Genomic DNA, 22,927 nt, shown 5'->3' on the forward strand with positions numbered 1-22,927 from the left:
CGCGGGAATCAGGTGACGTGAACAATCACCAGCCTGCCATGACCGCCCCCTCTCAGCGAATTTGCAGAACTCTCAGCACACTACCCCAAACCAAGTCTCAGGTTTGGCGAATCGCCAACCGTTCCGACAGCGCAGGCAGCGGCACTGCGGCGACTGGAGAGCTTGCCGCCATCTGCCCGGATCGCGGCGGCCTTTTGAACAGCCCGCCTGCCCACCGCGTGGACGGGCGCTCGATCCATCGATAGCTCGCCCAGCTTACCATCAGGACACAAACGCCTGTGGTAACGATGTAGGAGACGACACCCGCGGAATGGCTCAACCATGCACCAAACAGTAGCGACACTGCGATCATGGTCGGCCAATGCCACATATAGGTCGAGTATGAAATATCGCCCAGAAATGTGAGCCACCTGGCTGGGTGCCAGCCGGCGCCCTCCAATGACAGCGCGCCCCATACGATCAGCGACGCAGCCGTTCCATAGATAGCGAGGCGAAGCAGGCCTGTCGTGGTCCCGAGCATCGGCCCAGCATAATAACCGGCTACAGCCACAATGATGAAGCCCAGAACTATGCAGGCTCGCGGAAATGGCAGCGATCGGCGGCTCGCGACATACCCGATCAGCAATCCCGGCAGGAACTCCGCTGTGATAGGGGCGGCAAAATACAATCCATGATCCCAGCCGCGCTCGGCTGCAGTCACAGCCACAATATGGGCTACGCCCCAGACAGCGATCACCGCTCCCGACCTTCGACCGAACAGCATGGCCAAGCCCGCGATAAGGTAAAATTGAATTTCAAAGCAAAGCGTCCAACTGATCGGATACAGAAAATTCGTCGTCACCAAGCCGAGGGTTTTCGGCGTCAGTTGTGAAAAGTCGACGGGATAAAGACCCCCACTGCTGAGCAGCACGGCGATTGTCGCGCCGAGGGAAAGCCAATAGATCGGATAGATCCTGACAAAGCGCCGCATAAGGAATTGCAGGGAATAAAGAGGGTGACCGGCGTTCTGCTGCTGCAGGAGACCTGCGATGATTACGCCACTGACGACGAAAAAAATGTCGACCCCGAATGCTCCGAAATGCAGGAAAAAGTTGTAGGCAGCGGCTCCCCATTCATTTTTGCCAAATGAGGAGACGGTACAAATATGCAAACAAACAACTAAAGTTGCAGCAATTCCTCTTAATGCTTGTATCGAAAATGATTTCGAGCGAGGATTCATCTCTTACCCAGAAAAAACGATATTTTGTTTGGTCAAATTACGGGCATTCGATAATTAACCTACCATTCCTCTTTCGAATGTCGATTCCCGCTTTTCATCGCTCCACAGGCTGATGTCAAAGCGCGGAAACTGACGCCCCTTTAGACAGTGCGAGAGCCACGAACTGTTACCGGCCTTCGGCCCGCTCGACCGGCAAAGCAAGGTACCATGGCACTTAGTTGCTCCGCACTGCTACTTCCACGAAAACGATATTTTTAGCTTATCTGGCTAAATTTCGTGGTGAATTCAAAGTGACAGACATATTCGACATCTTTGCTTTAAATCATCAAATATGACATTTTGATCTAAACGATACGATATTTGTAAGTTCCTTGTATTTTTAAGCTGATATCGCTGTTCTACTAGAAATAGAAAACAAACTTGCCGATAAACTTTGAATTCTATTGTAGGATGAAGCTCTCACAGCTAACCTGCTTAGCAAGAGTGGGAGGTGGCGCGCTGTTTTTCCGGAAAAGGCATGTCACGGAGCGAAGTCAAGAAATAATATCGGCATGAAAATGGGTGAAAACTTGGTGAATACACGAGATGTATTATCAAATAGACCGAGCCACCGGTGGAATAAACCGAATATTGGCACTCTGTTCGCTGCGGTTGGACAATTCGGTATCCAGCAGTTTTTTGACTTTCGCAAAGATCCCGCCGTCGAAAAGGTAAATGCACCGTCCTCCAAAGCGCTGACTCACGGAACGCTCCCTAAAGAAAAAGCAAACCAGCACCACAAACTTCTGTGCGGACTCGACGTTCCGTCGAGTCGCTCGTTTCACGTCGGCAAGGGGCTTGCGCTGTATCTCCACGGCTGGGCTTTTTGTCCCGGCAATCCGATCAGGCGGCTCTATGTCCTGGACGGAACCAGGCAGCATGAAATCAGGAACCATTCCTGGGCTCGGCCCGATGTCGTGCACTACTTCCATCCCGCACAGGATCCGACCGGCGGCAGCCTATTTTCCGAATTCATCACGATATTGCCGATCGAGGAAATTGCCGAGCCGGAGACCCGCGAACTGCGACTGCTCGCCGAGCTTAAATCGGGAGAGATCATTGAGCAGTCGCTAGCTGTCTTCGAGTTCCAGCCTGGAGCCAACCGTCGTCCGGTGAAGGTGAAGTGGCCTGCCAAAGGGGCCAAGGTTGCCATTTGCATGGCGACCTACAACCCGCCGCTGGAGCTTCTGAAACGGCAAATCGGGTCAATTCGTGAGCAAAACCACAGGAACTGGATCTGCGTGATCACCGACGACAGCTCCAGCGCGGCCTCTCGCAACGACATTCTGGACCTGATCGAAAACGACAGCCGGTTTGTCTATGTCAGAAACAAGGAGCGCAAAGGCTTCTACAAGAATTTCGAGGAATGCCTTTCATTGGTGCCTGTCAACGCTGAATTCGTGGCACTGGCGGATCAGGACGACTACTGGCATGCCGACAAACTCACGAAGCTTATCCAGGCCCTGCCGGAAAACAAGAAACTCGCCTTCAGCGACTGTCGTATCGTAACCGCCGACGAGGTTGTCTCCGAGACATATTGGACCCATCGTAAGAACGAATATGCGGATTTTCTTTCGCTGTTCCTTGCCAATAGCGTGACCGGCGCCGCGAGCCTTTTTCGCAGCGACATCCTAGACCGTATCCTGCCGTTTCCGCAGCGGCTGATGGACGCCTACCACGACCAATGGATCGCGCTTGCCGCCGAGGTTGCCGGCGGCATTTCCTATATCGAGGAGCCTCTGTACGATTACCATCAGCACGGTGCTAACGTTATCGGGCAGGTTATCAAGCGCTACCGCGGGGTCTCCTATTCAATAGGAGCCATCCTGAAAGGCGCAAAAAACAAGCGCGCCCTGCTCGACGCAGGCAGGACCTTGCTGCAGCAAGCACGCGTGGATTTTTCGGGGGCGCTGGAAAAGGCAGTATTCGCCGAAACACTTCGGCTGCGAAACCCTGGAATGTCGAGCACCCTGAAGAAGACGGCCGACCGAATCCCGCGTTTGACGACCGATATCTTCGAACCGATACGTCTGAAAATTTCAAGGATATTGCGGCGTCATTCGACATTGAACGTCGAGGGCCTGCTGATGAACGCCGCCTTGGGGGCCAGAGCAAGAAATCTCGCCTATCGATTAAAGAAAACCAAATACTTGCGATATGTCCGCAAGATCAAGACAGGGTCCGAAGCTCTGCCGATGGCCGTCGCCGCCGGCGGGATACTGAGCATCGAAGATATGGAGAACAACTGGATTTTTCGTAATATCCAGCCATTGACGCTGCACGTATCGCGTCGCGAGCCAAAGCGCGTCAACATCCTTCTGGCCACGATCGACTTCAAATACATTTTCGGCGGCTATATCGGCATGTTCAGCCTGGCGCTTCGCTTGCGTCGGGAAGGTTTTCTCGTCCGGATCGTGACTATGGAACGTACGGAGTTGGACATGACGCTCGCCCGTGAGCGCATCAAGGGCTATCCAGGCATCGAGCGACTGTTCGACGACATCGAAATCGAGCATCGGCATGACCGCAAAGAGGAATTGTTCGTCAGTCCCGATGATCGCTTCATCGCTACCAATGGTTGGGGGGCTCACGTCGCGCACCGCGCCAGCCGAGAACTGGGACAGGACCGTTTCATGTTCATGGTCCAGGAATATGAACCCTATTTCCTGCCCATGAACACGATTGCCGCGCTATTCCAACAGTCTTACCGTTTCCCGCAGTTTCAGCTTTTCTCGACACCCATGCTGCGCGACTTTTTCAAGCTGAACAAGATCGGCATCTTCTCGCATCCCGGCGCGGAGAAGAACCATGCCGTTTTCCGCAACGCCATTCAGAAATTCAAGCCATCACTAGACGATATGCGCCGCCACGAACGGCGTATTCTTTTCTATGCTCGCCCGGAGGCGCATGCCGCGCGCAACATGTTCGAGCTCGGCATGATGGCGCTTGCGGAACTCGCTCGCTCCCCTGACTTCGACGCCAGCAAATGGAAATTCTACGGCATGGGCTCGATCGGCGGCGCCAGCAAGATCAGGCTGGCGCCCGACGTGGTTCTGGAGATGATGCCCAAGACCGATCTGCAGACGTATACCGAACGCCTGCCGCACCACGATGTCGGTCTCTCGCTGATGCTGACGCCCCACCCCAGCCTGGTGCCACTGGAAATGGCCTCTGCCGGCCTGTGGACCGTGACGAACACGTTCGAAAACAAGACGGCGGAGAGCCTGCGGGATATTTCTACCAACCTCATTCCGGTGGAACCGACACTGGAGGGCGTGGTCGCCGGACTCAAAGACGCTGTCTCACGCGTCGATCAATACGACAAGCGGCTGCAAGGCTCGCGTTTCAATTGGCCGGCCGACTGGGACGAGGCCTTCTCCCAAGCGGCGATGAAGAAGATCGTCGACTTCCTGACGGATCGGCCGGCGCTTCCCGTAGCGAGCCGCTTGCTACGGAAAGAGACGCACAGCATTCACGTTTCCGGCAGTGAGCGGGGTCGACCAAGGTTGCCTGCCGGCTTGCCCGCGGGTAGCAGTGGTTTGTAGCAACGATCTATTTCGGCGAAAGCGCGACCGCGACCATCATGGCTTCTGCATGATCATGACCGACTGCCCGAGAGGCGCGCCGCCCCAAGGGGCTTTCGGGCCGTCGATGAATTCCTTGATCGACAGATTGGCATGGGTGGCCCACACCTGCCACTGGCTGCGCTCGATGAATGTGTTGAGGTAGTACACACCCAGCGATCCTTCAAAGATCGGCCAATGGGCAGGCTCGGATAGCTCAAGAAACGATACTACGGCGATGCCACGCGGTTTAAGCGCGCGCGATATTTCGAGCAGATATGTATAGCATTCGGTTTGCAACAGGTGCGTAAAGACACTGAGGGCATAGACCATATCGAATTCGTTGTCGCCGCAGGGAAAACTCAATTCCCGATGGAGTTTAAACTTGAAATGGGCAGGCGTTTTGGTTTTCGCGTAGTCGAGCATGGATTGGACGATATCCGTCCCCAGATAGCGACTGGCATTAACCCTCTTGGCTAGAGCGTGAGCCACTCTTCCGCTGCCGCAGCCAAAATCGAATACGGCGTCTCCATCTCGAATGCCGGCATAGACGAGAACATTCGCTGCGATCTTCCCGATGGCTTCATAGTTGCCTCCAACAGCAAGGCTCATCGCTTCGTCAAGCGGGTAGTTTGCCAGGAGCTCGGCAACGTGGCGCTCGTAATTCTCAACGAAATGATATTCAGCCATTGTCTTCTTCTCTATTTTTAGTTTTTACGGATAAGCAATAAACCTACGCAATGCCTTTCAACGTCGTTTCGCTTTAGAAGGTTTTTTGTACAACATACTGATCTTGGTATTTCCACCACACGCCGGCGTGGTAGGATACCAGGCGCGCTCCGGGTATCCTGCCGATCTGAAAGCCGACATAGTGCGGATGAACAGTCGAATTGCCGTAGTCCTGCGTGTCCAAGTCTATCTGTTCCGATATTGCCTCAAACGCGATGCCATCAGATCCCGGCGTCGGTATTTGCGCGTTTATGGCCCGGGCGGATTCGCCGATCGTCGTGAAAATGAGATAACCGCCTGGCGCTACTAGCGCATAGAGCGCCGACAGCCATCTGCCAAAAGTGCGATCCGGCAAATGGGAAAAAAGAGAAATGACTGCGACGACATTGAACTGTTCCGGGATCTTGAGCTGTTCAGGCTCTTTTGACGACAGATAGGTCGGGCATCCGCAATGTTTGCTGACGAACGCCACCGCTTCGGGGTGGATATCGCTTACCGTCAAGTCGCATAATTTCTGCAGATGGCGGGTAAGCCGGCCATAACCCGCGGCAAACTCAAGAACCCTGAGATTGTCCATATCGATTCCGAGTTTCTCGATTGTGGTCATCAGCTGTTCCGCATCAGCCAGTCCGCCCTTGAAATAGAATCCCAAGCCGCCCTCAGCGCTCAGCTTCAGGAAATGCGCCAACATGTGATCTTCCGAGTGAAGCACTGGGCTTACCCGATAGATCGCCGCATACCGTTTTGCGGCAGCCTCCATCTCTTCAACGGCAACGGTTCCCACGGCTCTCTCCTCTGTGTTCCTATTGGCTGGGGCGTCTTGAGCTTGCGCCTGGTCGTTTTGCACATGGGCCGGCGGCCTCGGCAGGCGACCCTCACGGCGTCCGGCACGCAGATAGTGCAGGAGTGGATTCGCACCTGCACTTGCAACATCGGGGTTGCTTCTGAGGTAATATTCTGAATCGAAAACCGGCATAGTATCGTGTTCCTCCCTGTCGCCATAGGCAAGATGTTCGATAGCAAATGTTAGATTTTCATCCAAGGACAAGTTTCGGTGCGAGCTTATCTCGATCCTCGCTCAGATGTTGTCTTGGTCTCCTTTGTTTGCTTTGCAGCCATTCGCGTTCCCTGTAGCCGTGACCCCTGCAGCAACGAGCGCGACGAAGCGGCTTCGACATGACTGCGAAAGCCCTTCGGTCCGAGAACCGGATCATCGGGCCGCTTCGCCAGTGGAGGAACGCCAGCCAAACTGCACCTCCCGCATGGCCGTCTCTTGCCCTAAATCCCCTGGGTCGATGCGAATAGAGCGTCCAGCCAGATAGCTGGGAAGAACCAGCGCAATCGCGTGGTCGCCGGCACCGAGAGGTAGTTGAACCGAACGGCCAGGAGCAAAAGCTCCATCTTCGCCACTGTGAGGTGAAAAAAAGATCTCGAATATGTCTGGATTTTTCAACGTCAGCTGCAGCCGAATGCACGGGATTTTTCCACTGCTACCCGAGACGGGCACAGTGGTGACCATTTGGGGATCAGAAGCGGTCGCGCGATAACCGTTCGCGTCCACCACCATGGCCTGAAGTTTCGGCTCGCCACGAACGGGAGCGAAATCCCTGCATTCCTTGGCGGCCAGTTCGTCGCGTGCGACCAGGGACTGACCCAGCGCGCCGGGCCATGAAAGAGGGCCGGTCAACACCGAATCGACCACCGCTCGCTCGATGCGGCTGACGATCAGCCGGTCGCTGGCGAGTATTGCTTTCACGATCTCCTGTGGGTCGGCATACAGATAGTATTCGATGCCGCGTCGGAAGGGTTCCGTCAACCCAATGACTTTGTTATAGAATGAATCATCCAAAATGACAGTGAACCCCGCTCGATCGAACGGCTTGACTGAGGATAGCGCTGCTATTTCCGCTGAAGTGTTGATCTCGGTTTCCGGGTAGCCGTTGCCAACCAGCAGCATAGTTGTCTCGATATCTGCCGGGGGGTGAGCCATTTTCCCAGTCAATGCAGGCGGCGGTATCCCTTTTGCGTCCGGAAAAATTGCGGCGAGCAATTGCCGGAAGGAAACGGCCGCACCAAAGTTTGTCCAGTGGGTATCTGCCTTGCCATACAGAATGTTTCCGGCTGGATTCTCCTTTTCACTCTGTAGCGCAGTCAGGTGATCGATGATCTGGGGCGCTTCGGTTTTGATCGTTGATCGCAGAAGGTCGGCGCTTTGCTGCTTGCAGGCCCATAATTTGTGGAAATGAGGGTCAAGAAATTCTGGATATAGCGTTGATTTATCCGGTGAAATCGTAAAATACATCTCTAGTCCGGAAGCGCTTGCTACATCAAGCATGGCGCCCACACGGGAAACGGCCATCTTCACATCATACTTCTTTTGACATTGTCCCCCAAACCAATCGTCCTTCCAGAACAGCCAGCCATCTTTTCCGCTGGCTACATTGTTGCGATCATATTGGCGGACAACCTTCAGCAAGACGGTGTTTCGAACGGTAATGGCCGTTTTCTTCAGTTGCGAACGTTCAAGAAGAGCTGAAGCCAGTTGATCAAACGCACCGCTCGAACTGGTGGACAGAGCTTCTACCGGCGGAAATGCGGTGAACGGTATTCGGCCATAAGGTTCAACGGTGCCGCTAACAGCCAGCACCAACAGCGGCGACGCGATGATGACCACGAAGGCCGCGGTGACTATTGCGCTGCATATTTTTCTGGCTGTTTTCATCAGAATTGGAAATACAGGAACGGAGTGTAGCCACCGCTCAGCGCCAACACCTGACATACCATCAGGGCAACAACCGTGTAGCAGGCGCCGGCGACATACAGCTTATCGCCTCTGGTCTCGCTTGTCAGCAACTGGCCGAACGAAAGCCGGCCGGGCAAAACGTAAATTGCCGCACCGGCCACAAGGGCGATCAAGCTGGTCGTGGCTATCGGCGCAGCCGCATCGAGGCTGAATGCACCAGCGGCGACGGGCGAAGCCATCGCCTTCCACAAAGACATTGCCTGTTCAAGCGACGTCGCGCGGAACAGCGGCCAGCTCAGCATCACGACCGGCAGGAAATAGGCATATCGCAGCCACCCCTTCTCCAGCACTTTCGGCCAGGTGCCGGTGGCCACGCGCTCGACCAGGATGAAAAGCCCGTGGAACATACCCCAGCAGAAAAACGTCCAGGAGGCGCCATGCCAGAGGCCGGTTACCGCGAAGACGATCAACAGGTTTCGATAGGTCGCGATCCTGCCATGCCGGCTTCCCCCCAGCGGGATGTAGAGATAGTCGCGAAACCAGCTTGAAAGCGAGATGTGCCAGCGTCGCCAGAATTCGGTGATCGAACGGCTGGCGTAGGGTCTCTCAAAATTTTCCGCAAAGCGGATGCCGAACATGCGGGCAAGCCCGATGGCCATGTCGGAATAGCCGGAGAAGTCGAAATACAACTGGATGCCGTAGGTCGCGGCCGCCAGCCATGCCGTGGCAAAACCTATGGTGTCGTGGGGTGCGGCGAAAATGGCATCGGGGATCGGCGCAATACCATCGGCTATGATCACCTTTTTCATGAGGCCGTGAGCGAAGCGGGTGGCCCCAGTGGAGAAGTTCTCGAGAGATATTCTCGGCGCTCGAAAATCATCCACGACGTCCCGGAACCGCACAATCGGGCCGGCAATCAGGTGCGGAAAAAATGTGAAGTACGTACTGAAGAGCACGACATTGCGCTCTGCAGGAATTTCACGACGGTAGACGTCGATCAGGTAAGACAATGCCTGAAAGGTAAAAAAGGATATGCCGATGGGGAGGATTATGCCGGCGAATGTCGCCGACAGATTGCTGCCTGAAGTGAGGTCAACGTTCACCGCTATGAAATCGAGATATTTGAAGAACACGAGAATGCCGACCAGCAGCACGCTTGCCGCCCCGACAACTGCATTTCTCAATCTCGCGCTTTTGCAAAGGTCGACAGCCAGCGCGCCGAAATAGGCGATGACTACATCCGCGATGAGTATGATTACATACGACCCTGACGACCAATAGTAGAATGCCAAGCTCAGAACGAGCAGGCTTGGCCGAAAGGCAGAGGGCTTGGCAAAAAGAGCTATGGCAAGTGCGATAGGCAGGAAGAAGAAAAGAAAATTACTTGCCGAAAATACCATCCTGCCTCCAACCACGCCCACGCTCGGTGACCACCTCAGCTCTAAGAGCCAAGTTTGCCACCCAAGACCTCACCATCTATATCGAATATAGCGCGCAAGGATCGGCCAAAATACAAAAACATGTCCCAACGGCGAAAATATCGACAAAATGTATGAGCATTCGGCAATTCTCTCTGAATCATCCCTGCTCAGATAGTAGACGCCTCGCCTGATCTGTAAATGCTTATCTCTATGCACAGGTTGTTGATAACGCGCCCAAGCCGCTAGAGCGTTTCATCGTTTAGGGAAACGGCGAAACACTCTATTTCTTGTTCTGACGCAATTCCGAAGGAAAGCGCTAAGCGCTTTCCTGGGAACACACACTTTTCTTGGAATTGCTCTAAGGCGCTACGCCGAGCTGTCGGCGCACCGGTCCCAGCCCTCAATGCAACGTCGGATCACCGGCGAGCAGGCCGCGCGGCCCGGTCGTTTCGAAACTGACCTGGTCGCGGCCGTTGGATTTGGCCTTGTAGAGGTGCCGGTCGGCCGTCAGGAACATGTCGGCATAGGTGGTGGGTCCGCTGAAGGCGACGCCACCGATGCTCACCGAGAGCGGACAGGGCCGTCCATCCGGGGCAAACTCGACCTCGCGGATGCGCCGCCGGATCCCCTCGGCAACCAGCCAGGACTGCGACGGGTCGGCGCCAGGCAGGAAGATGGCGAACTCCTCGCCGCCGATGCGCCCGACGATGTCGGCGCCGCGCAGCTGGGCCTTGATCGTCTGCGCAATCAGCTTGAGCGCCTGATCGCCGCAATCGTGGCCCAATCGATCGTTGATGGTCTTGAAATGATCGGCGTCGACGATCAGCAGGGCGCCGGCATCGACGACAGACTGGCTGCGCGCCTGTTCGAGATAGGCCTCGACCAGCATTGAAAACGCGCCGCGGTTGAACACCGCGGTCAGGCTGTCGGTCGCCGCGACGATGCTCAGATTCTTCTGGGCGATCGCCAGCTGGCGCATCTTGTACATCAGGAAAGAGAAGAACGATCCACCCAGCACGAGCGGCAGCAACAGGTCGGTGAGCATTGCCCAGCGCAGCGCATCGGGCGACAGCGACGGAAAATTGTAGGAATCGACAAAGAAGGCCGCCGCGATACAGATCGCCGTGCCGACAACCGTGACTGCTATGACCCTGCCCCAGCTCGTGGGCGACAGATCGACCCGCATGCCATTTCTCCCACTGTGTTCGCCATTTTGCAGCGGGAACACAAATGAAACCCTAAAATCTTACCTGCAATTCGAATGTGGTTAACCAGAACAATTCCAGGAAAGTGTGAGCAGCTTTCCCGGGAGAAGCGCGTGGGCGCTTTCCCTGAGAATTACCAAGACAAAGGGATAGCGCGTTTCACCGTTTCCGTTAAACGATAAAACGCTCCGGCAATCGAAAGGCGCGATCGGTTGCCTTGTGAGTGGCGACAAAAAGCCCGCCACTTGCGCGGCGGGCTTTCCGACTGGCCGGAGGCTTCTCGTCAGCGCATGTCCCTCGGGAAGTCTGGGCCATGCGGTAGGAGAGTGCCGTAAAGCCTCACGGCTGGCTCGACACTCCCGGCGAAACCTGTCTCAGCGACGCGAGATCATAAGGCATAGCTGCCGCAGATCGCTGTCGTAGGTGCCCTCGCTGGCGAGCACATCGACGCAGCGCTTCTTCATACGTGTCAGCTGGCTGTTCGACATGCTGGCGACGACACCGGGTGTCCCAGGGGTGCCTGGTGTTCCAGGAGTTCCTGGAGTGCCGGGGGTACCGGGCGTACCGGGCGTGCCCGGCGTTCCGCCAATGCCGACGCCGACACCGACGTTGATGCCGCTGCCGACGTTGACGCCGACACCGGCATTGATACCTCCGCTGCCGCCGACCGTGGCCCCAACACCGGCCTTGATGCCACCGGCTCCGCCGACCGTCGCGCCAGCGCCGGCCTTGATGCCGCTGCTACCGCCGACTGAGGCGCCGAGGCCCGCAGTAACGCCGCTATTGCCGCCGACCGTAGCGCCAGCACCCGCCTTGATACCGCCGCTGCCGCCAACCGAGGCGCCGGCACCGGCCTTGACCCCGCCGCTGCCGCCGATCGAAGCGCCAACACCGGCATTGATGCCGCCAGCACCGCCGATAGATGCGCCGACACCGACGCCAATTCCGCCGCCTGCATTCGCGGGAGCGGCAAAAATGACGATAATTGCACCCGCCGCCAGTGTTCTAGCGATTTTTTGAGTGATATTAACCATGACACTCTCCTTGTTGCCGTTCTGCTTTGTGCATTGCAACATGCCAGCAAACCAAAGCAGACATATGCTTATGCACTCACAGCTACGCACGAGTCTTCCTTATAGTTTCTTTATTTTTTCCAAGAATAAGGATTGTAGTTCTCAAGGCGTGCATTGATCTGCTAAAAAAAAATATGTTTTTACTTCAATATTTAAACTCTGTTTAATTCTCTCGACAGAAATTCCACCGGAGTTGGAGCGGGTTGTGGCTGCGGCGGCCTGGAGCCGAAGGCCCACAAAAGGCGGGCCACTGACAGCCCAGCCATCTGGCCCAGTCACCGGGCAGCGTTGTGCCGACAGGGTCCTCAAACCCGGCTTGGATCCAGAGCTGGTGCCGGGCATCGACGGCCGCGCAAATGCACCGGTTAACGCTCCCGTGCGTTTAAACGGGAAGCGCGGTCAGGAGATCAGGCGTAGGCGCGGCCTTCGTCGGTGCGTTGGAAAAACGCCAGGTCGAGCTGCACCGAAGGCCGGCCGAGAATGGTCAGGATGGTATGCGCCTGGCCGCGGTGATGGGTCTGGTGGTTGAAGACGTGTCCCAGCGCCGGCGCCAGCCGCTGCGAGACGGTGCGCATGTCGGAAACGGTCATGTAGGAGAAGCGGCCGGACAAAGCCTTTTCGGTCAAACCGCCGACCCAGTCGACGATCCGCCTGTCCTCGGCCTCACGCGCCAGCTTTAGACCAGGCAATGCGCGGTGCAGGATGGCGTCGAGCTTTGCCGGCGCGTCGCCCTCGCCGGTGAAGCGTTTCATCCAGATGCGGTCGGTGGCCAGCAGATGGTTGAGCGTGCCCATCATCGAGCCGAAAAATGCGCCGACATCGCGATTGAACTCTTCTTCGTCAAGTGCGGCGACGGCATCGTAGATGCGGCCATTGGCCCATTGATTGTAGGCCGCGAACATCATGAAATGCTGTTTCATCTTTTTCCCGCCGACGAGTTCCGCTTCAGCCGCAGGCGCCTAATTAGACCGCGAGGACGCAGCCGCCAATGACCATTCTGTTCTATGAACTCGCCGGACACGACGCGACCCGTCCGTTCAGCCCGCCTTGCTGGAAGGAGGCGGCGGCCGCAGCTTAGGGAATAGGCAGTAGGCAATAGGGTCTGAGGGCTGTACTGCCTACTGCCTACTGCCTACTGCCTACTGCCTACTGCCTACTGCCTACTGCCTACTGCCTACTGCCTACTGCCTACTGCCTCTTCCCCACACAAGTCTCCTGATCGCCATGCCACCACCCCCCGATTTCACCGATGATTTTCGCGCCGGGCTGGTCACGCTGCTGCGCTGGCGCCGGGATGTGCGGCGCTTCGAGCGGACGGCTTTGCCCGAGGGTACGCTGGAGCGGCTGCTGGAGCTTGCCAGCATCGCGCCGTCCGTCGGTCTCAGCCAGCCGTGGCGCTTCGTGGTGGTCGAGAGCGCCGAGCGGCGGGGCGCGGTGAGAGACTGTTTCGAGCGGTGCAATGCCGAAGCTCTTGAATGCTTTTCAGGCGAGCGCGCCGCTCTCTATGCCCGGCTGAAGCTCGCCGGTCTCAATGAAGCGCCCTGCCAGTTCGCGGTTTTCGCCGACCGCACGACGCAACAGGGCCATGGGCTCGGCCGCATGACGATGCCGGCAACCATCGACTATTCGGCCGTCATGGCGGTGCACACGCTGTGGCTGGCGGCGCGGGCGGAAGGCATCGGCATGGGCTGGGTGTCGATCCTCGACGCCGCCGAGATGGCCGCAATCCTGGACACCCCGCCTGAGTGGACGCTGATCGGCTATTTCTGCCTCGGCTATGCCAGCGAGGAGCATGATCTGCCGACACTGGAACGCGAAGGCTGGGAGCGGCGGCGGCAGCAGGTGGTGATCAGGCGGTAAAGCTGCCCATCACTTCGTCTCTTCCTTGGCGATGAGCTTGACGCAGATCGGGTCGCCCTTCGGCATCGGAGTGCACTGCCATCCAGGCCCGAAACCGAAATTCGTATCTGTGCGGCGACCCGAAAAGAGCAGCAGAACAAGGCCCACGGCAGCCAAGATGCCGATAATCCAAAGGCTCCCTTTTATGTCGCCCGGTCTGAGGTGGAGGTGGGGCCAGCGCGTCCCGTCAAACATGGTCCGATGTCTTTCCGTTCCGCTGATTTCCGTTCGAAACCGTGCGTGCCTGCGCAATCACCATTTTCCCGCAAGCCTTGCCTTTGACCAGAGCGTTGCGAACAGCCATGCTGGCGGTCGCGGCCGAATAACGCTGCCGGGGCGCGTCCCCTTGGCAATGGGCCGGGCGGCTTGTATAGAGCCCGCCACTCCACATTCCGATCTCAAGACTTTCCATCTCAAGACAAGGACGACCCCATGGCGCTCGAACGCACCTTTTCCATGATCAAGCCGGACGCGACCCGGCGCAATCTTACCGGCGCCATCACCAGGATGCTGGAAGAGGCCGGCCTGCGCGTCGTCGCCTCACGTCGCGTGTGGATGAGCCGCCGCGAGGCCGAAGGCTTTTACGCCGTCCACAAGGATCGTCCGTTCTTCGGCGAACTGGTGGAATTCATGTCGTCGGCGCCGACCATCGTGCAAGTTCTGGAAGGCGAAAACGCCATTGCCAGGAACCGCGAAGTTATGGGCGCGACCAACCCCGCCAACGCCGCCGAAGGCACCATCCGCAAGGTGCACGCGCTGTCGATCGGCGAGAATTCCGTGCACGGCTCCGACGCGCCGGAAACCGCCGCGCAGGAGATCAAGTACTGGTTCTCCGACACCGAGATCGTCGGCTGAGCCGACGCGAACCAATGTATGCAAGAGGCCGGCACTTCGCCGGCCTTTTTCTTTGGTCAGGTCCCGGCTTCGGCTTCATGCCGCTTTCAACGGATGAGCGGCGTGTCCCAGAGGTCGCCGAGCAGCGTTTTCAGCTCCGTGAAACGCTTCTCGCCCAGTTCCTCGGCCCATTCCCGTTCGACGTCGAGCAGGATGTCGGCCATCTTCTGGTATGCGGCGCGCCCGCGGTCGGTGAAGTGGACGACGGTCCCGCCGCTCTCATCGGGTGCCGCCGAGCGAGTAATATAACCCATCGCTTCCAGCGTCTTCAGCAGTTGATTCATGGCCTGCTTGCTCATCGCGGCGCGCTCGGCGAGCGCGCTCGGCCGAAGGCCATCCGGGCCGGGATATTGGATCACCGCCATATGCGGCGGGCTGAGGTCCTCGAAACCCGACGCCCTGAGATCCCTGATCAGCTTGCGGTGAATGGCCATGGCCGGAACGCGCAGCAGTGCACCGATCAGCGGTGGCTTCTTTGGCGGTGCTTCCGCGGATAATGGCATTGACACTCTGGTAAATTGAGTTTACTCATTTCGGTAAATTCAATTTACCACGTGGGAGGATGAAATGCTAGACAGAGCTAGCCAGATCAGCGTCAATCCGGCCGACGAGACAATCAGCCATGGCGGCCTTGCCGTGCGCTTCCTGCTTACCGGCGACCAGTCGAACGGCAGCATCGCCGCCTTCGAACTGACGGTCGCCGGCTCGCAGCGCCTGCCCGCCCCGGCGCACAGCCACGATCACTATGAAGAGACGATGTACGGGATCGAAGGCGTGCTGATGCTGACCGTCGACGGACACCGGCACGATATCGGGCCGGGCCAGGCGCTGTGCATTCCGCGCGGCGCGGTCCATCGCTTCGACAACGACATCGCCGCGACCGCCAAGGTGCTGTGCGTGGTGACACCGGCGGCGATCGGCCCGGAATATTTTCGCGAGGCCTTCGCCATCTTCAGCACTGGCGGCCCGCCAGACCGCACCAGGCTGATGGACCTGATGCGCCGGTTCGGCCTGACGCCGGCGCCGCCGCCGCCGCAGTCTTGATTCTTAGCTCGCTGCGTTGAAGCGCAAGATATCGTGGCCGTCCTTGTCGGCGATGATCAGCTTGCCGCCATCGACACGGTATGACGCCGCCTTGGCGAGCGCCTCGAACAGCGCCTTTTCCTCGGCCATGATCTCCGGCGCGCAGGCCTTGTAGGTCGAGCCGATGTCGCTGATGACGATGGTCTCGCCATCGACCTTGGCGGTGGCGAAATAGGCGTTGCACGGGCCGCTGCCGCCCGCCTTGCCGGCTTCGCTGACCCGGAACGTCGCCTGCGGCTCCGAAATCACGCCGATACCGTCGATATATTCGACTAGCCAGCTCTGGCCGAACAGCGAGGCCGAGGTCGGCTTGTCGCTCGGCGCCACCATTTTCAGCACAATGGCCTGCGGCGCCTCGGTGAGCGGATCGACCTGATAGCGCGAGTCCGTGACGAACAGCAGCTTGTCGTCGGCGATGATGCGCGCCTGCAGCGCATAGGTCATGTTGGGCCGGATCACCGTTGGATCGAAGCTGATCTCGAACTTGATCGGCACCTGGCCGGCCGGCGCTACCTTGCGCTCGCCGACAATGGCGGCCGGCGCATCGGCCAGCGATACATCGGCAAGTTGAACCGACAGCACGGCGTTGGGCGGCAGCGCGATGCGCTCGCGATACATCACCTCGCCCTTCAGGGTTTTCTCGGCGGCGACGGAAGGCTCGGGAACGGCCAGAACGCCGATAACCAGCGGCACAAAACCGAAGACGAAGAATTCGGCGATCCTGTCCAGCATGCCCTTGCTCCCTTTTTGCCGATGCGATTTGGCCAAGGGAATGCGGTCAATACATGGCTGCGCCGAGATTTATTCGGGCCGCGCCTTCCAGCGCGCCGCAGCCTGGTCGTCGGCGTCCTTGGCCTCGACCCAGCCGCCATCGGTGCCGTCCACGCGGTGCTCCTTCTTCCAGAAGGGTGCACGCGATTTCAGGAAATCCATCAGGAAATTGGCCGCTTCAAACGCCGCCTGCCGGTGCGAGGACGCCGCCACCACCAGCACGATGTTTTCGCCCGGTGCGATCTTGCCGTGGCGATGGATGACGGTCAGGCCTTGCAACGGCCAGCGCTGAAGCGCCTCGCCGGCGATCCGGCTGATTTCGGCCTCGGCCATGCCTGGATAGTGCTCGAGTTCCAGCGCCGACAGCTGGCCCTGCTCGTCGCGGCAAAGTCCTGAGAAGGACACCACGGCGCCGATGTCGGCGCGACCCCCGGTCAGTTTCGCGATCTCGGCGGCAACGTCGAAATCGTCGCGCTGGATGCGCACCGTCGGCGCGCCGGACATGGTGTCAGCCCCCGGTCATCGGCGGAAACAGCGCGATCTCGCGCGCGCCGGCTATCTTCTCGCGATGCTCGACATGTTCCTGGTTGATGGCGACGCGGATCACATCAGGATATTGCAGCGCGTGCTCATATTCCTCGCCACGCGATTTCAGCCAGCGCAGGAGGTCGGCCACCGTCTCGATACCGGCGGGCAGTTCGACATCCTCTTCCGGCTTGCCGATCCGTTCGCGCACCCAGGCGAAATAAATGAGCCGGGTGATCATCTCACTCGTCCATGATGTGCTTGAGGCCGGCGCGGAAATAGTCGTAGCCGGTGTAGAGCGTGACGAGGGCTGCGATCCACAGCAGCACCAGTCCGGTCTGCGTGGTCAGCGGGAAGATCTTGTCGCCGGCAGGCCCGGCCAGCAGGAAGGCGATGGCGACCATCTGGATGGCGGTCTTCCATTTGGCGAGCTGCGTCACCGGCACCGAGACTTTCAATGCCGCCAAATATTCGCGCAGCCCCGAAACCAGGATTTCGCGGCACAGGATGATGATTGCCGCCCACAACGACCAGCCTGCGATGCCGGCATGGCGGTCGGTGTCGGCGGCGAGCAGCAGCAGGCAGGTGGCGACCAGCAGTTTATCGGCGATCGGATCCAGCATCTTGCCGATGTTGGACGTCTGCTGCCAGGCGCGCGCCAGATAGCCGTCGAGATAGTCGGTGATCGAAGCCAGCAGGAAGATGATCAACGCCGACCAGCGGGCGAAGTCGCTCGATTTCAGATGCCCCTCGAGAAAAAAGCACAGCACCACCAGCGGCACCGCGACGATGCGGGCATAGGTAAGCATGTTGGGCAGGTTGAACGCGCGCTTGGCCATATCTCAGGGACTCTTTCTGCCTGCGTACTCAAATCAGAACCGGATGTAGGGGGTCAACAGGCGAGATTCGATTGGCCAGACGAAAATAGCGCGCGATTGCCGGGATTCGAGTGGCCTGCGAGAAAAGAACGGCTGCTGCCATTTCATCGGGACAGCGGCGTCACCGGCGCTCAGCTCTCATGGAAATGATTGTAGACGAGCTTGGCGACCTGCTCTGAAATACCGTCGACCTTGACCAGATCCTCGACTGCCGCGCGGCTGACCGCCTTGGCAGTGCCGAAGGCCAGCAGCAGCGCGCGCTTGCGGCCGGGACCGATGCCGGCGATCTCGTCGAGCGGGCTCTTGACCAATTCCTTCTTGCGCCGCGCGCGGTGCGAACCGATGGCGAAGCGATGCACCTCGTCGCGCAGCCGCTGGACGAAATAGAGCACGGGATCGCGGACGGGCAGCGAAAACGAGTCCCTTCCTCTGACGAAAAAACGCTCGCGGCCGGCATCGCGGTCCTGGCCCTTGGCGATGCCGATGGCCGCCACGCGATCCTCGATGCCGAGGTCGGCGAGGATCTTGCGCACCGCGCTCATCTGGCCCTGGCCGCCATCGATCAGGATGACGTCGGGCCAGGCCGGGAAGCTGCCGGAGATGTCCTCTTCGATGTCGTCGCCTGCTCCACCGGCTGCCGCGTCGTGGGGAACGACATCGCCATGTTCCTTCAGCAGCCGCGAAAAGCGCCGTTCCATCACCTCGCGCATCATGCCGAAATCGTCACCGGGCGTGATCTCGGTCGAGCGGATGTTGAATTTGCGGTACTGGTTCTTCACAAACCCTTCCGGCCCGGCGACGACCATGGCGCCAACGGCGTTGGTGCCCATAATGTGCGAATTGTCATAGACCTCGATGCGCACCGGCGGCTTCGGCAGGCCGAAGGTCTCGGCAAAGCCGGCGAGCAGCCGGCCTTGCGTGGAGGTTTCGGCCAGCCGGCGGCCGAGCGCCTCGCGGGCATTCTGCAGCGCGTTGTCGGTCAAATCCTTCTTCTCGCCGCGCTGCGGCACCGAGATCGACACTTTACGGCCGGCGCGGGTGGACAGCGCTTCGGCCAGCAGTTCCTGATCCTGGACGCCTCGCGACAGAAGGATGTTCCGTGGCGTCGGCTTGTCGTCATAGAACTGCGCCAGGAACGAGCCCAGCACTTCCGCCCCCTCCAGTGCCGGATCGGCCTTGGGGAAATAGGCGCGGTTGCCCCAGTTCTGGCCGGTGCGGAAGAAAAACACCTGGATACAGACCTGGCCGCCCTCCTGATGGATGGCAAAGACATCGGCCTCGTCGACGGTGGCCGGGTTGATGCCCTGATGGCTCTGCACATGCGACAGCGCTGCCAGCCGATCACGATAAATGGCGGCGCGCTCGAAATCGAGCTCCTGCGAGGCCTGCTGCATGGCGGCAGAGATTTCGGTCTTCACCTTCTGGCTGCGGCCCGACAGAAAATCCTTCGCCTCGCTGACCAGCTCGGCATAGTCGCCATGCGAGATTTCGCCGGTGCAGGGACCGGCACAGCGCTTGATCTGGTAGAGCAGGCACGGCCGGGTGCGGTTTTCGTAGAAGGAATTGGTGCAGCTCCTGAGCAGGAAGGCGCGCTGCAGCGAATTGATGGTGCGCCCGACCGCGCCGGCCGACGCAAAAGGTCCGAAATAGTCCCCCTTGCGCGAGCGCGCACCGCGATGCTTGTAGATGCCGGGCGAGACGTGATCGCCGGTCAACAGGATGTAAGGGAACGACTTGTCGTCCCGCATCAGCACATTGAAACGCGGCCGCAAGCGCTTGATGAGATTGGCCTCGAGCAGCAGCGCTTCGATTTCGGTGCGGGTGACGACGAACTCCATCGTCGATGTCTCGCGCACCATGCGGCCGATGCGGGCGGTGTGGAACCGGCCTTGCGCGTAGTTGGTCACCCGCTTCTTCAGGCTGCGCGCCTTGCCGACATAAAGCACGTCGCCGGCGGCGTTCATCATGCGGTAGACGCCGGGCGCATTGGGCAGCCGCTTGACCAATGTCTGGATGACCTCGGCGCCGACCATGCCGTCGGCGTCGCCGGCATGCGGCGCCCAGTCTATCGCTGTGAAGGCGACATCGGGCCCGGTGGCCTCGGGCTCGACGATCTCCTCGACCGCTTCATCCTGAAGGTTGATCTCGGGCGGCATATCGTCGGCGGCGCCGGCGCGCGTCTTGTGTTTCTGGTCTGCGGGACTCATTCCACCATGCCTGTCACATCCGGCGTCTGCCATGCAAGATGCTGGCCGCCGTCAAGCGCGATCATCTGGCCGGTCACCGAGCGCGCATCCCAGAGATAGCGGATGGTGGCGCCGAATTCGGCCAATTGCGGGCCGCGCTCCAGAATCAGACCATCGACCTGCTTCTGGAAATCATGATCTTCCTGGCGCGTATTCTTCAGCGTCGGACCGGGACCGATGGCGTTGACGCGGATGCGCGGACCGAGCGCCTGTGCCAGCATTTCGGTCTGCGTCCACAAGGCCGACTTCGACAGCGCATAAGAGAAATAGCGCGGCGTCGGCCGCCAGACGCGCTGGTCGATGATGTTGACGATCAGCCCCTCCTGCCCTGGCGGCAAGGCGCGGGCGAAGTTTTGCGCCAACAGCGCCGGCGTCTTCACATGGATGGCGAAGTGAAGGTCCCATGCCGCCCAGTCGAAGTCCTCGACGCTATCGTCGACGAACAGCGACGCATTGTTGACAAGAAGCGTGACCGGGCCGAGCGCTGCCGCGGCGCGGCCGACGAGATCGCCAACCGCATCCATGTCGGTCAGATCGGCGGCTACCACGCCGGCGCGGCCGCCTCCGTCCCTGATGCTCGCAGCCAGCGCGTCGGCCTCGGCGGTCGAGCGGTTGGCGTGGATGGCGACGGCAAAACCGTGCGCGGCCAGATCCTCGACGATCGCCTTGCCGATCCGCTTCCCCCCGCCCGTCACCAGCGCCGTTCCGGCGGCTTCGATCATCTGTCAATCCTCAATCTGCGCCTCAATTCGGCTGGCGGCACATTGTGACGCGTCCAGGGGTTAAATGCCGTTTCCGCCTGGGGCAGGAATGTGGCGAAACGGCTTTTTCGCCGCCGGCACCGCCCCGGATTCGGGTCGGCAGGACCGCAATATAGGACGCTGAACCCGTTGCACCAAGCCGAGTGCAGTGCAGCATCGCCTGCGTACTGACATTTCGCTGTTGCGAAGATGCAACGTCAAGCTTCGGCCTCATTCGTGCCGGGGAATGACCCATTTTCAGGTTCGCTGCCGCCGCATTTTGACACGACATTCGGAACCGTTGAGTGCCAGATCCGTTTCACCCCCCGGACGGGTTGATGGCGCTCAGGACAAACAAGCCTACGTGTCTTGTGGCTTAAGGAGTAAACAACAATGCAAACCAATCTCAAATTCGCGCCGCTCGCGGTTGCGCTCGGGCTCTTCGCCCTCAGCGGTACCGCTTTTGCTGCCGATGTCGTCTCGGAAGAGCCCCCGGCGCCGGCCCCGATCGCCGAGCTCCCCGTCGCTTCCTGGGCCGGCCCGTATGCCGGTCTCAGCGCCGGCTACGGCTTCAGCGGTCATGCCAAAGTCCAGGACGGCGGCCCCGACATCAAGACCAAGGGCTTTGTCGGCGGCGTTTTCGGCGGCTACCAGTGGCAGCAGGAAAACTTCGTGTACGGTGCTGAAGCCGATCTCGGCTACAATGGCGTCAAGGGTGACAGCGGCGGCGTCAATTCCAAGGGCGGCTTCGAAGGCTCGCTGCGCGCCCGTCTGGGTTACGCCGTGACCCCGGAAATCCTGCTCTACGGCACCGGCGGCGGCGCCCTGAAGAACCAGAAGGTCTCGGTCCCCGGCGACAGCGACAGCAACACCATGCTCGGCTGGACGGCCGGCGTCGGCACCGACATCAAGATCACCGACAATGTGTTCGGCCGTGTCGAGTACCGCTACACCGACTTCGGTTCCAAGAGCTTCGACAGTGTCGGCACCAAGGTCAAAGAGAGCGACAACCGCGTCACCTTCGGCGTCGGTATGAAGTTCTAACTGTCGTTCAAGCCACGACACAAGAAAGCCGGGCCTCGCGCCCGGCTTTTTTTGTTTCGCCCGTCAGGCCGGCACAGCCACCTTCAGCCCCGGAAACTTCTCATCGAAACGCGCTGCCCAGCGGGTCAGGCGGCCGCGGCCCTTTTCCCATTTGCCGGCGAAGCGCAGAGAGAGGTAGCCGAGGCAGGCACGCAACGCCAGCTGGCCAAGCGTGATCTTCTTCGGCAGCTTCGGCGGATTGGCGTTGAGGAAATCGAGTGCGGCGGTGATCTTGGTCCACTGGCGATCGAGCCAGGGTTGATAGACCATCTCCTCCGGACGCGTGCGCCGCTCATAGACCATCGACAGCGCGCAGTCGCATATGCCGTCGGCCAGCGCCTCCAGCACTTCGGCCTCGAGGCGCTTGTCGGCATTGCGCGGCAACAACAGGCTCTTCGAAGCGCGGTTGAGATGCTGAGTGATCGCGCGGCTGTCATGGATCGAGCGGCCGTCGTCGAGCACCAGCACCGGAATCTTGCCGAGAGGATTGGCTGACATCAGTTCAGCAGGCTTGTCCTCGGTCTTGACCGGCACGAGCTCGACGGCAATGCCGGCATGGAGTGCTGCCATGCGCACCTTGGAACTGTAGGGGGATGAGGACGCGTAGAGCAGCTTCGGCATGATCGGTTCCCTGTTTTCGGACGGCCAGTGCATGTCGCTCAAAAATGCGATTCCGGTCTTGAGAACGACGCGCGTAAAGCAAAGGTCTAGAGCGTGTCGCCTGAACCCCATCGAATGCGACCGCCTTAGTGTTGGCCGATCTTCCCTGAGGGAGCAACTGCCAGAAGGGCAAAACCAGGCGGCCAATCCGCCGAC

Annotated in this window: 22 protein-coding genes; 5 read left to right on the forward strand and 17 right to left on the reverse strand. The window is 59.3% G+C overall.

The window, feature by feature from the left end; genetic code table 11:
- Positions 1–97 precede the first annotated feature (97 nt).
- The gene (locus tag X726_RS139375) at positions 98–1,219 is read right to left on the reverse strand and encodes an acyltransferase (RefSeq protein ID WP_084630969.1); all 1,122 of its coding nucleotides are present in this window, start codon (positions 1,217–1,219) and stop codon (positions 98–100) included.
- Positions 1,220–1,770: 551 nt separating this feature from the next.
- Here X726_RS139375 and X726_RS1000000168295 point away from each other — a divergent pair.
- On the forward strand, positions 1,771–4,803 hold the full coding sequence (locus tag X726_RS1000000168295; RefSeq protein ID WP_084630972.1) for a glycosyltransferase: 3,033 nt from the start codon (positions 1,771–1,773) through the stop codon (positions 4,801–4,803).
- 36 nt (positions 4,804–4,839) lie between these two features.
- Here the strand turns inward: X726_RS1000000168295 and X726_RS139365 are convergent, their stop codons facing one another.
- The 7 genes from X726_RS139365 to X726_RS139335 all read right to left on the reverse strand — a co-directional run bounded on the left by X726_RS139365 (position 4,840) and on the right by X726_RS139335 (position 12,912).
- Entirely contained in the window at positions 4,840–5,511 is a 672-nt protein-coding gene (locus tag X726_RS139365; RefSeq protein ID WP_023673434.1) for a class I SAM-dependent methyltransferase, read from the reverse strand.
- 73 nt (positions 5,512–5,584) lie between these two features.
- On the reverse strand, positions 5,585–6,592 hold the full coding sequence (locus X726_RS139360) for a methyltransferase domain-containing protein (protein WP_156940737.1): 1,008 nt from the start codon (positions 6,590–6,592) through the stop codon (positions 5,585–5,587).
- Between the two features lie 168 nt (positions 6,593–6,760).
- Positions 6,761–8,272 (reverse strand): hypothetical protein, encoded by a 1,512-nt coding sequence (locus X726_RS139355; RefSeq protein ID WP_023673436.1) that lies wholly within the window; start codon positions 8,270–8,272, stop codon positions 6,761–6,763.
- Positions 8,272–9,693 carry an MBOAT family protein gene (locus tag X726_RS139350; RefSeq protein WP_023673437.1) on the reverse strand — a complete coding sequence of 474 codons (1,422 nt, stop codon included), beginning with the start codon at positions 9,691–9,693 and terminating at the stop codon, positions 8,272–8,274. The genes X726_RS139355 and X726_RS139350 overlap by 1 nt, the downstream gene beginning before the upstream one ends.
- A gap of 421 nt (positions 9,694–10,114) precedes the next feature.
- Positions 10,115–10,900 carry a GGDEF domain-containing protein gene (locus tag X726_RS139345; protein ID WP_023673438.1) on the reverse strand — a complete coding sequence of 262 codons (786 nt, stop codon included), beginning with the start codon at positions 10,898–10,900 and terminating at the stop codon, positions 10,115–10,117.
- A gap of 393 nt (positions 10,901–11,293) precedes the next feature.
- Complete coding sequence (locus X726_RS139340) at positions 11,294–11,953, reverse strand: hypothetical protein (protein ID WP_023684735.1); 660 nt, start codon at positions 11,951–11,953, stop codon at positions 11,294–11,296.
- A gap of 446 nt (positions 11,954–12,399) precedes the next feature.
- Entirely contained in the window at positions 12,400–12,912 is a 513-nt protein-coding gene (locus tag X726_RS139335) for a DinB family protein (protein ID WP_023673440.1), read from the reverse strand.
- Between the two features lie 304 nt (positions 12,913–13,216).
- Here X726_RS139335 and bluB point away from each other — a divergent pair, with 304 nt between their 5' ends.
- Positions 13,217–13,852 carry a 5,6-dimethylbenzimidazole synthase gene (gene bluB, locus X726_RS139330; RefSeq protein ID WP_023673441.1) on the forward strand — a complete coding sequence of 212 codons (636 nt, stop codon included), beginning with the start codon at positions 13,217–13,219 and terminating at the stop codon, positions 13,850–13,852.
- A 9-nt stretch (positions 13,853–13,861) separates the two neighbouring features.
- Here the strand turns inward: bluB and X726_RS139325 are convergent, their stop codons facing one another.
- Entirely contained in the window at positions 13,862–14,086 is a 225-nt protein-coding gene (locus X726_RS139325) for a hypothetical protein (protein WP_023673442.1), read from the reverse strand.
- A 237-nt stretch (positions 14,087–14,323) separates the two neighbouring features.
- On the opposite strand from X726_RS139325, the gene ndk reads away from it, so the two are divergent.
- Positions 14,324–14,746 (forward strand): nucleoside-diphosphate kinase, encoded by a 423-nt coding sequence (ndk, locus tag X726_RS139320; RefSeq protein WP_023673443.1) that lies wholly within the window; start codon positions 14,324–14,326, stop codon positions 14,744–14,746.
- A gap of 86 nt (positions 14,747–14,832) precedes the next feature.
- Here ndk and X726_RS139315 read toward each other — a convergent pair whose 3' ends face one another.
- A complete protein-coding gene (locus X726_RS139315; RefSeq protein WP_023673444.1) occupies positions 14,833–15,288 on the reverse strand; it encodes a MarR family winged helix-turn-helix transcriptional regulator in 456 nt (151 codons plus the stop codon).
- Between the two features lie 64 nt (positions 15,289–15,352).
- Here X726_RS139315 and X726_RS139310 point away from each other — a divergent pair, with 64 nt between their 5' ends.
- The gene (locus X726_RS139310; RefSeq protein WP_023673445.1) at positions 15,353–15,829 is read left to right on the forward strand and encodes a cupin domain-containing protein; all 477 of its coding nucleotides are present in this window, start codon (positions 15,353–15,355) and stop codon (positions 15,827–15,829) included.
- 3 nt (positions 15,830–15,832) lie between these two features.
- Here X726_RS139310 and X726_RS139305 read toward each other — a convergent pair whose 3' ends face one another.
- The 6 genes from X726_RS139305 to X726_RS139280 form a co-directional block, all read right to left on the reverse strand.
- Positions 15,833–16,600: a YbaY family lipoprotein gene (locus tag X726_RS139305; RefSeq protein ID WP_031215550.1), complete on the reverse strand. Its 768-nt coding sequence runs from the start codon at positions 16,598–16,600 to the stop codon at positions 15,833–15,835.
- Between the two features lie 69 nt (positions 16,601–16,669).
- Positions 16,670–17,143, reverse strand: coding sequence for a molybdenum cofactor biosynthesis protein MoaE (locus X726_RS139300; RefSeq protein WP_023673447.1), 474 nt, complete (start codon positions 17,141–17,143; stop codon positions 16,670–16,672).
- Positions 17,144–17,147: 4 nt separating this feature from the next.
- Positions 17,148–17,405, reverse strand: coding sequence for a molybdopterin converting factor subunit 1 (gene moaD, locus X726_RS139295; protein WP_023673448.1), 258 nt, complete (start codon positions 17,403–17,405; stop codon positions 17,148–17,150).
- A 1-nt stretch (position 17,406) separates the two neighbouring features.
- The gene (gene pgsA / locus X726_RS139290) at positions 17,407–18,003 is read right to left on the reverse strand and encodes a CDP-diacylglycerol--glycerol-3-phosphate 3-phosphatidyltransferase (protein ID WP_023673449.1); all 597 of its coding nucleotides are present in this window, start codon (positions 18,001–18,003) and stop codon (positions 17,407–17,409) included.
- Between the two features lie 170 nt (positions 18,004–18,173).
- Positions 18,174–20,111 carry an excinuclease ABC subunit UvrC gene (gene uvrC / locus X726_RS139285; protein WP_348626786.1) on the reverse strand — a complete coding sequence of 646 codons (1,938 nt, stop codon included), beginning with the start codon at positions 20,109–20,111 and terminating at the stop codon, positions 18,174–18,176.
- A gap of 134 nt (positions 20,112–20,245) precedes the next feature.
- Positions 20,246–21,010: an SDR family oxidoreductase gene (locus X726_RS139280; protein ID WP_023673451.1), complete on the reverse strand. Its 765-nt coding sequence runs from the start codon at positions 21,008–21,010 to the stop codon at positions 20,246–20,248.
- A 411-nt stretch (positions 21,011–21,421) separates the two neighbouring features.
- On the opposite strand from X726_RS139280, the gene X726_RS139275 reads away from it, so the two are divergent.
- Positions 21,422–22,072 carry an outer membrane protein gene (locus X726_RS139275; protein WP_023673452.1) on the forward strand — a complete coding sequence of 217 codons (651 nt, stop codon included), beginning with the start codon at positions 21,422–21,424 and terminating at the stop codon, positions 22,070–22,072.
- Positions 22,073–22,135: 63 nt separating this feature from the next.
- Here the strand turns inward: X726_RS139275 and X726_RS139270 are convergent, their stop codons facing one another.
- Positions 22,136–22,732 (reverse strand): glutathione S-transferase family protein, encoded by a 597-nt coding sequence (locus X726_RS139270; protein ID WP_023689091.1) that lies wholly within the window; start codon positions 22,730–22,732, stop codon positions 22,136–22,138.
- Positions 22,733–22,927 lie beyond the last annotated feature (195 nt).

Origin of the sequence: Mesorhizobium sp. LSJC285A00 (assembly GCF_000503155.1) — a bacterium.
In the GTDB taxonomy this organism is placed as follows: domain Bacteria; phylum Pseudomonadota; class Alphaproteobacteria; order Rhizobiales; family Rhizobiaceae; genus Mesorhizobium.

What these genes read in the sequence shown, in the direction of transcription:
- X726_RS139270 (WP_023689091.1), bottom strand. Translation starts at nt 22,732, where the DNA reads ATGCCGAAGCTGCTCTACGCGTCCTCATCCCCCTACAGTTCCAAGGTG.
- ndk (WP_023673443.1), top strand. Translation starts at nt 14,324, where the DNA reads ATGGCGCTCGAACGCACCTTTTCCATGATCAAGCCGGACGCGACCCGG.
- X726_RS139275 (WP_023673452.1), top strand. Translation starts at nt 21,422, where the DNA reads ATGCAAACCAATCTCAAATTCGCGCCGCTCGCGGTTGCGCTCGGGCTC.
- X726_RS139310 (WP_023673445.1), top strand. Translation starts at nt 15,353, where the DNA reads ATGCTAGACAGAGCTAGCCAGATCAGCGTCAATCCGGCCGACGAGACA.
- X726_RS139315 (WP_023673444.1), bottom strand. Translation starts at nt 15,288, where the DNA reads ATGCCATTATCCGCGGAAGCACCGCCAAAGAAGCCACCGCTGATCGGT.
- pgsA (WP_023673449.1), bottom strand. Translation starts at nt 18,003, where the DNA reads ATGGCCAAGCGCGCGTTCAACCTGCCCAACATGCTTACCTATGCCCGC.
- moaD (WP_023673448.1), bottom strand. Translation starts at nt 17,405, where the DNA reads ATGATCACCCGGCTCATTTATTTCGCCTGGGTGCGCGAACGGATCGGC.
- X726_RS139345 (WP_023673438.1), bottom strand. Translation starts at nt 10,900, where the DNA reads ATGCGGGTCGATCTGTCGCCCACGAGCTGGGGCAGGGTCATAGCAGTC.
- X726_RS139365 (WP_023673434.1), bottom strand. Translation starts at nt 5,511, where the DNA reads ATGGCTGAATATCATTTCGTTGAGAATTACGAGCGCCACGTTGCCGAG.
- X726_RS139355 (WP_023673436.1), bottom strand. Translation starts at nt 8,272, where the DNA reads ATGAAAACAGCCAGAAAAATATGCAGCGCAATAGTCACCGCGGCCTTC.
- X726_RS139325 (WP_023673442.1), bottom strand. Translation starts at nt 14,086, where the DNA reads ATGTTTGACGGGACGCGCTGGCCCCACCTCCACCTCAGACCGGGCGAC.
- X726_RS139300 (WP_023673447.1), bottom strand. Translation starts at nt 17,143, where the DNA reads ATGTCCGGCGCGCCGACGGTGCGCATCCAGCGCGACGATTTCGACGTT.
- X726_RS139375 (WP_084630969.1), bottom strand. Translation starts at nt 1,219, where the DNA reads ATGAATCCTCGCTCGAAATCATTTTCGATACAAGCATTAAGAGGAATT.
- X726_RS1000000168295 (WP_084630972.1), top strand. Translation starts at nt 1,771, where the DNA reads ATGAAAATGGGTGAAAACTTGGTGAATACACGAGATGTATTATCAAAT.
- X726_RS139350 (WP_023673437.1), bottom strand. Translation starts at nt 9,693, where the DNA reads ATGGTATTTTCGGCAAGTAATTTTCTTTTCTTCTTCCTGCCTATCGCA.
- X726_RS139280 (WP_023673451.1), bottom strand. Translation starts at nt 21,010, where the DNA reads ATGATCGAAGCCGCCGGAACGGCGCTGGTGACGGGCGGGGGGAAGCGG.
- X726_RS139340 (WP_023684735.1), bottom strand. Translation starts at nt 11,953, where the DNA reads ATGGTTAATATCACTCAAAAAATCGCTAGAACACTGGCGGCGGGTGCA.
- bluB (WP_023673441.1), top strand. Translation starts at nt 13,217, where the DNA reads ATGCCACCACCCCCCGATTTCACCGATGATTTTCGCGCCGGGCTGGTC.
- X726_RS139335 (WP_023673440.1), bottom strand. Translation starts at nt 12,912, where the DNA reads ATGAAACAGCATTTCATGATGTTCGCGGCCTACAATCAATGGGCCAAT.
- X726_RS139305 (WP_031215550.1), bottom strand. Translation starts at nt 16,600, where the DNA reads ATGCTGGACAGGATCGCCGAATTCTTCGTCTTCGGTTTTGTGCCGCTG.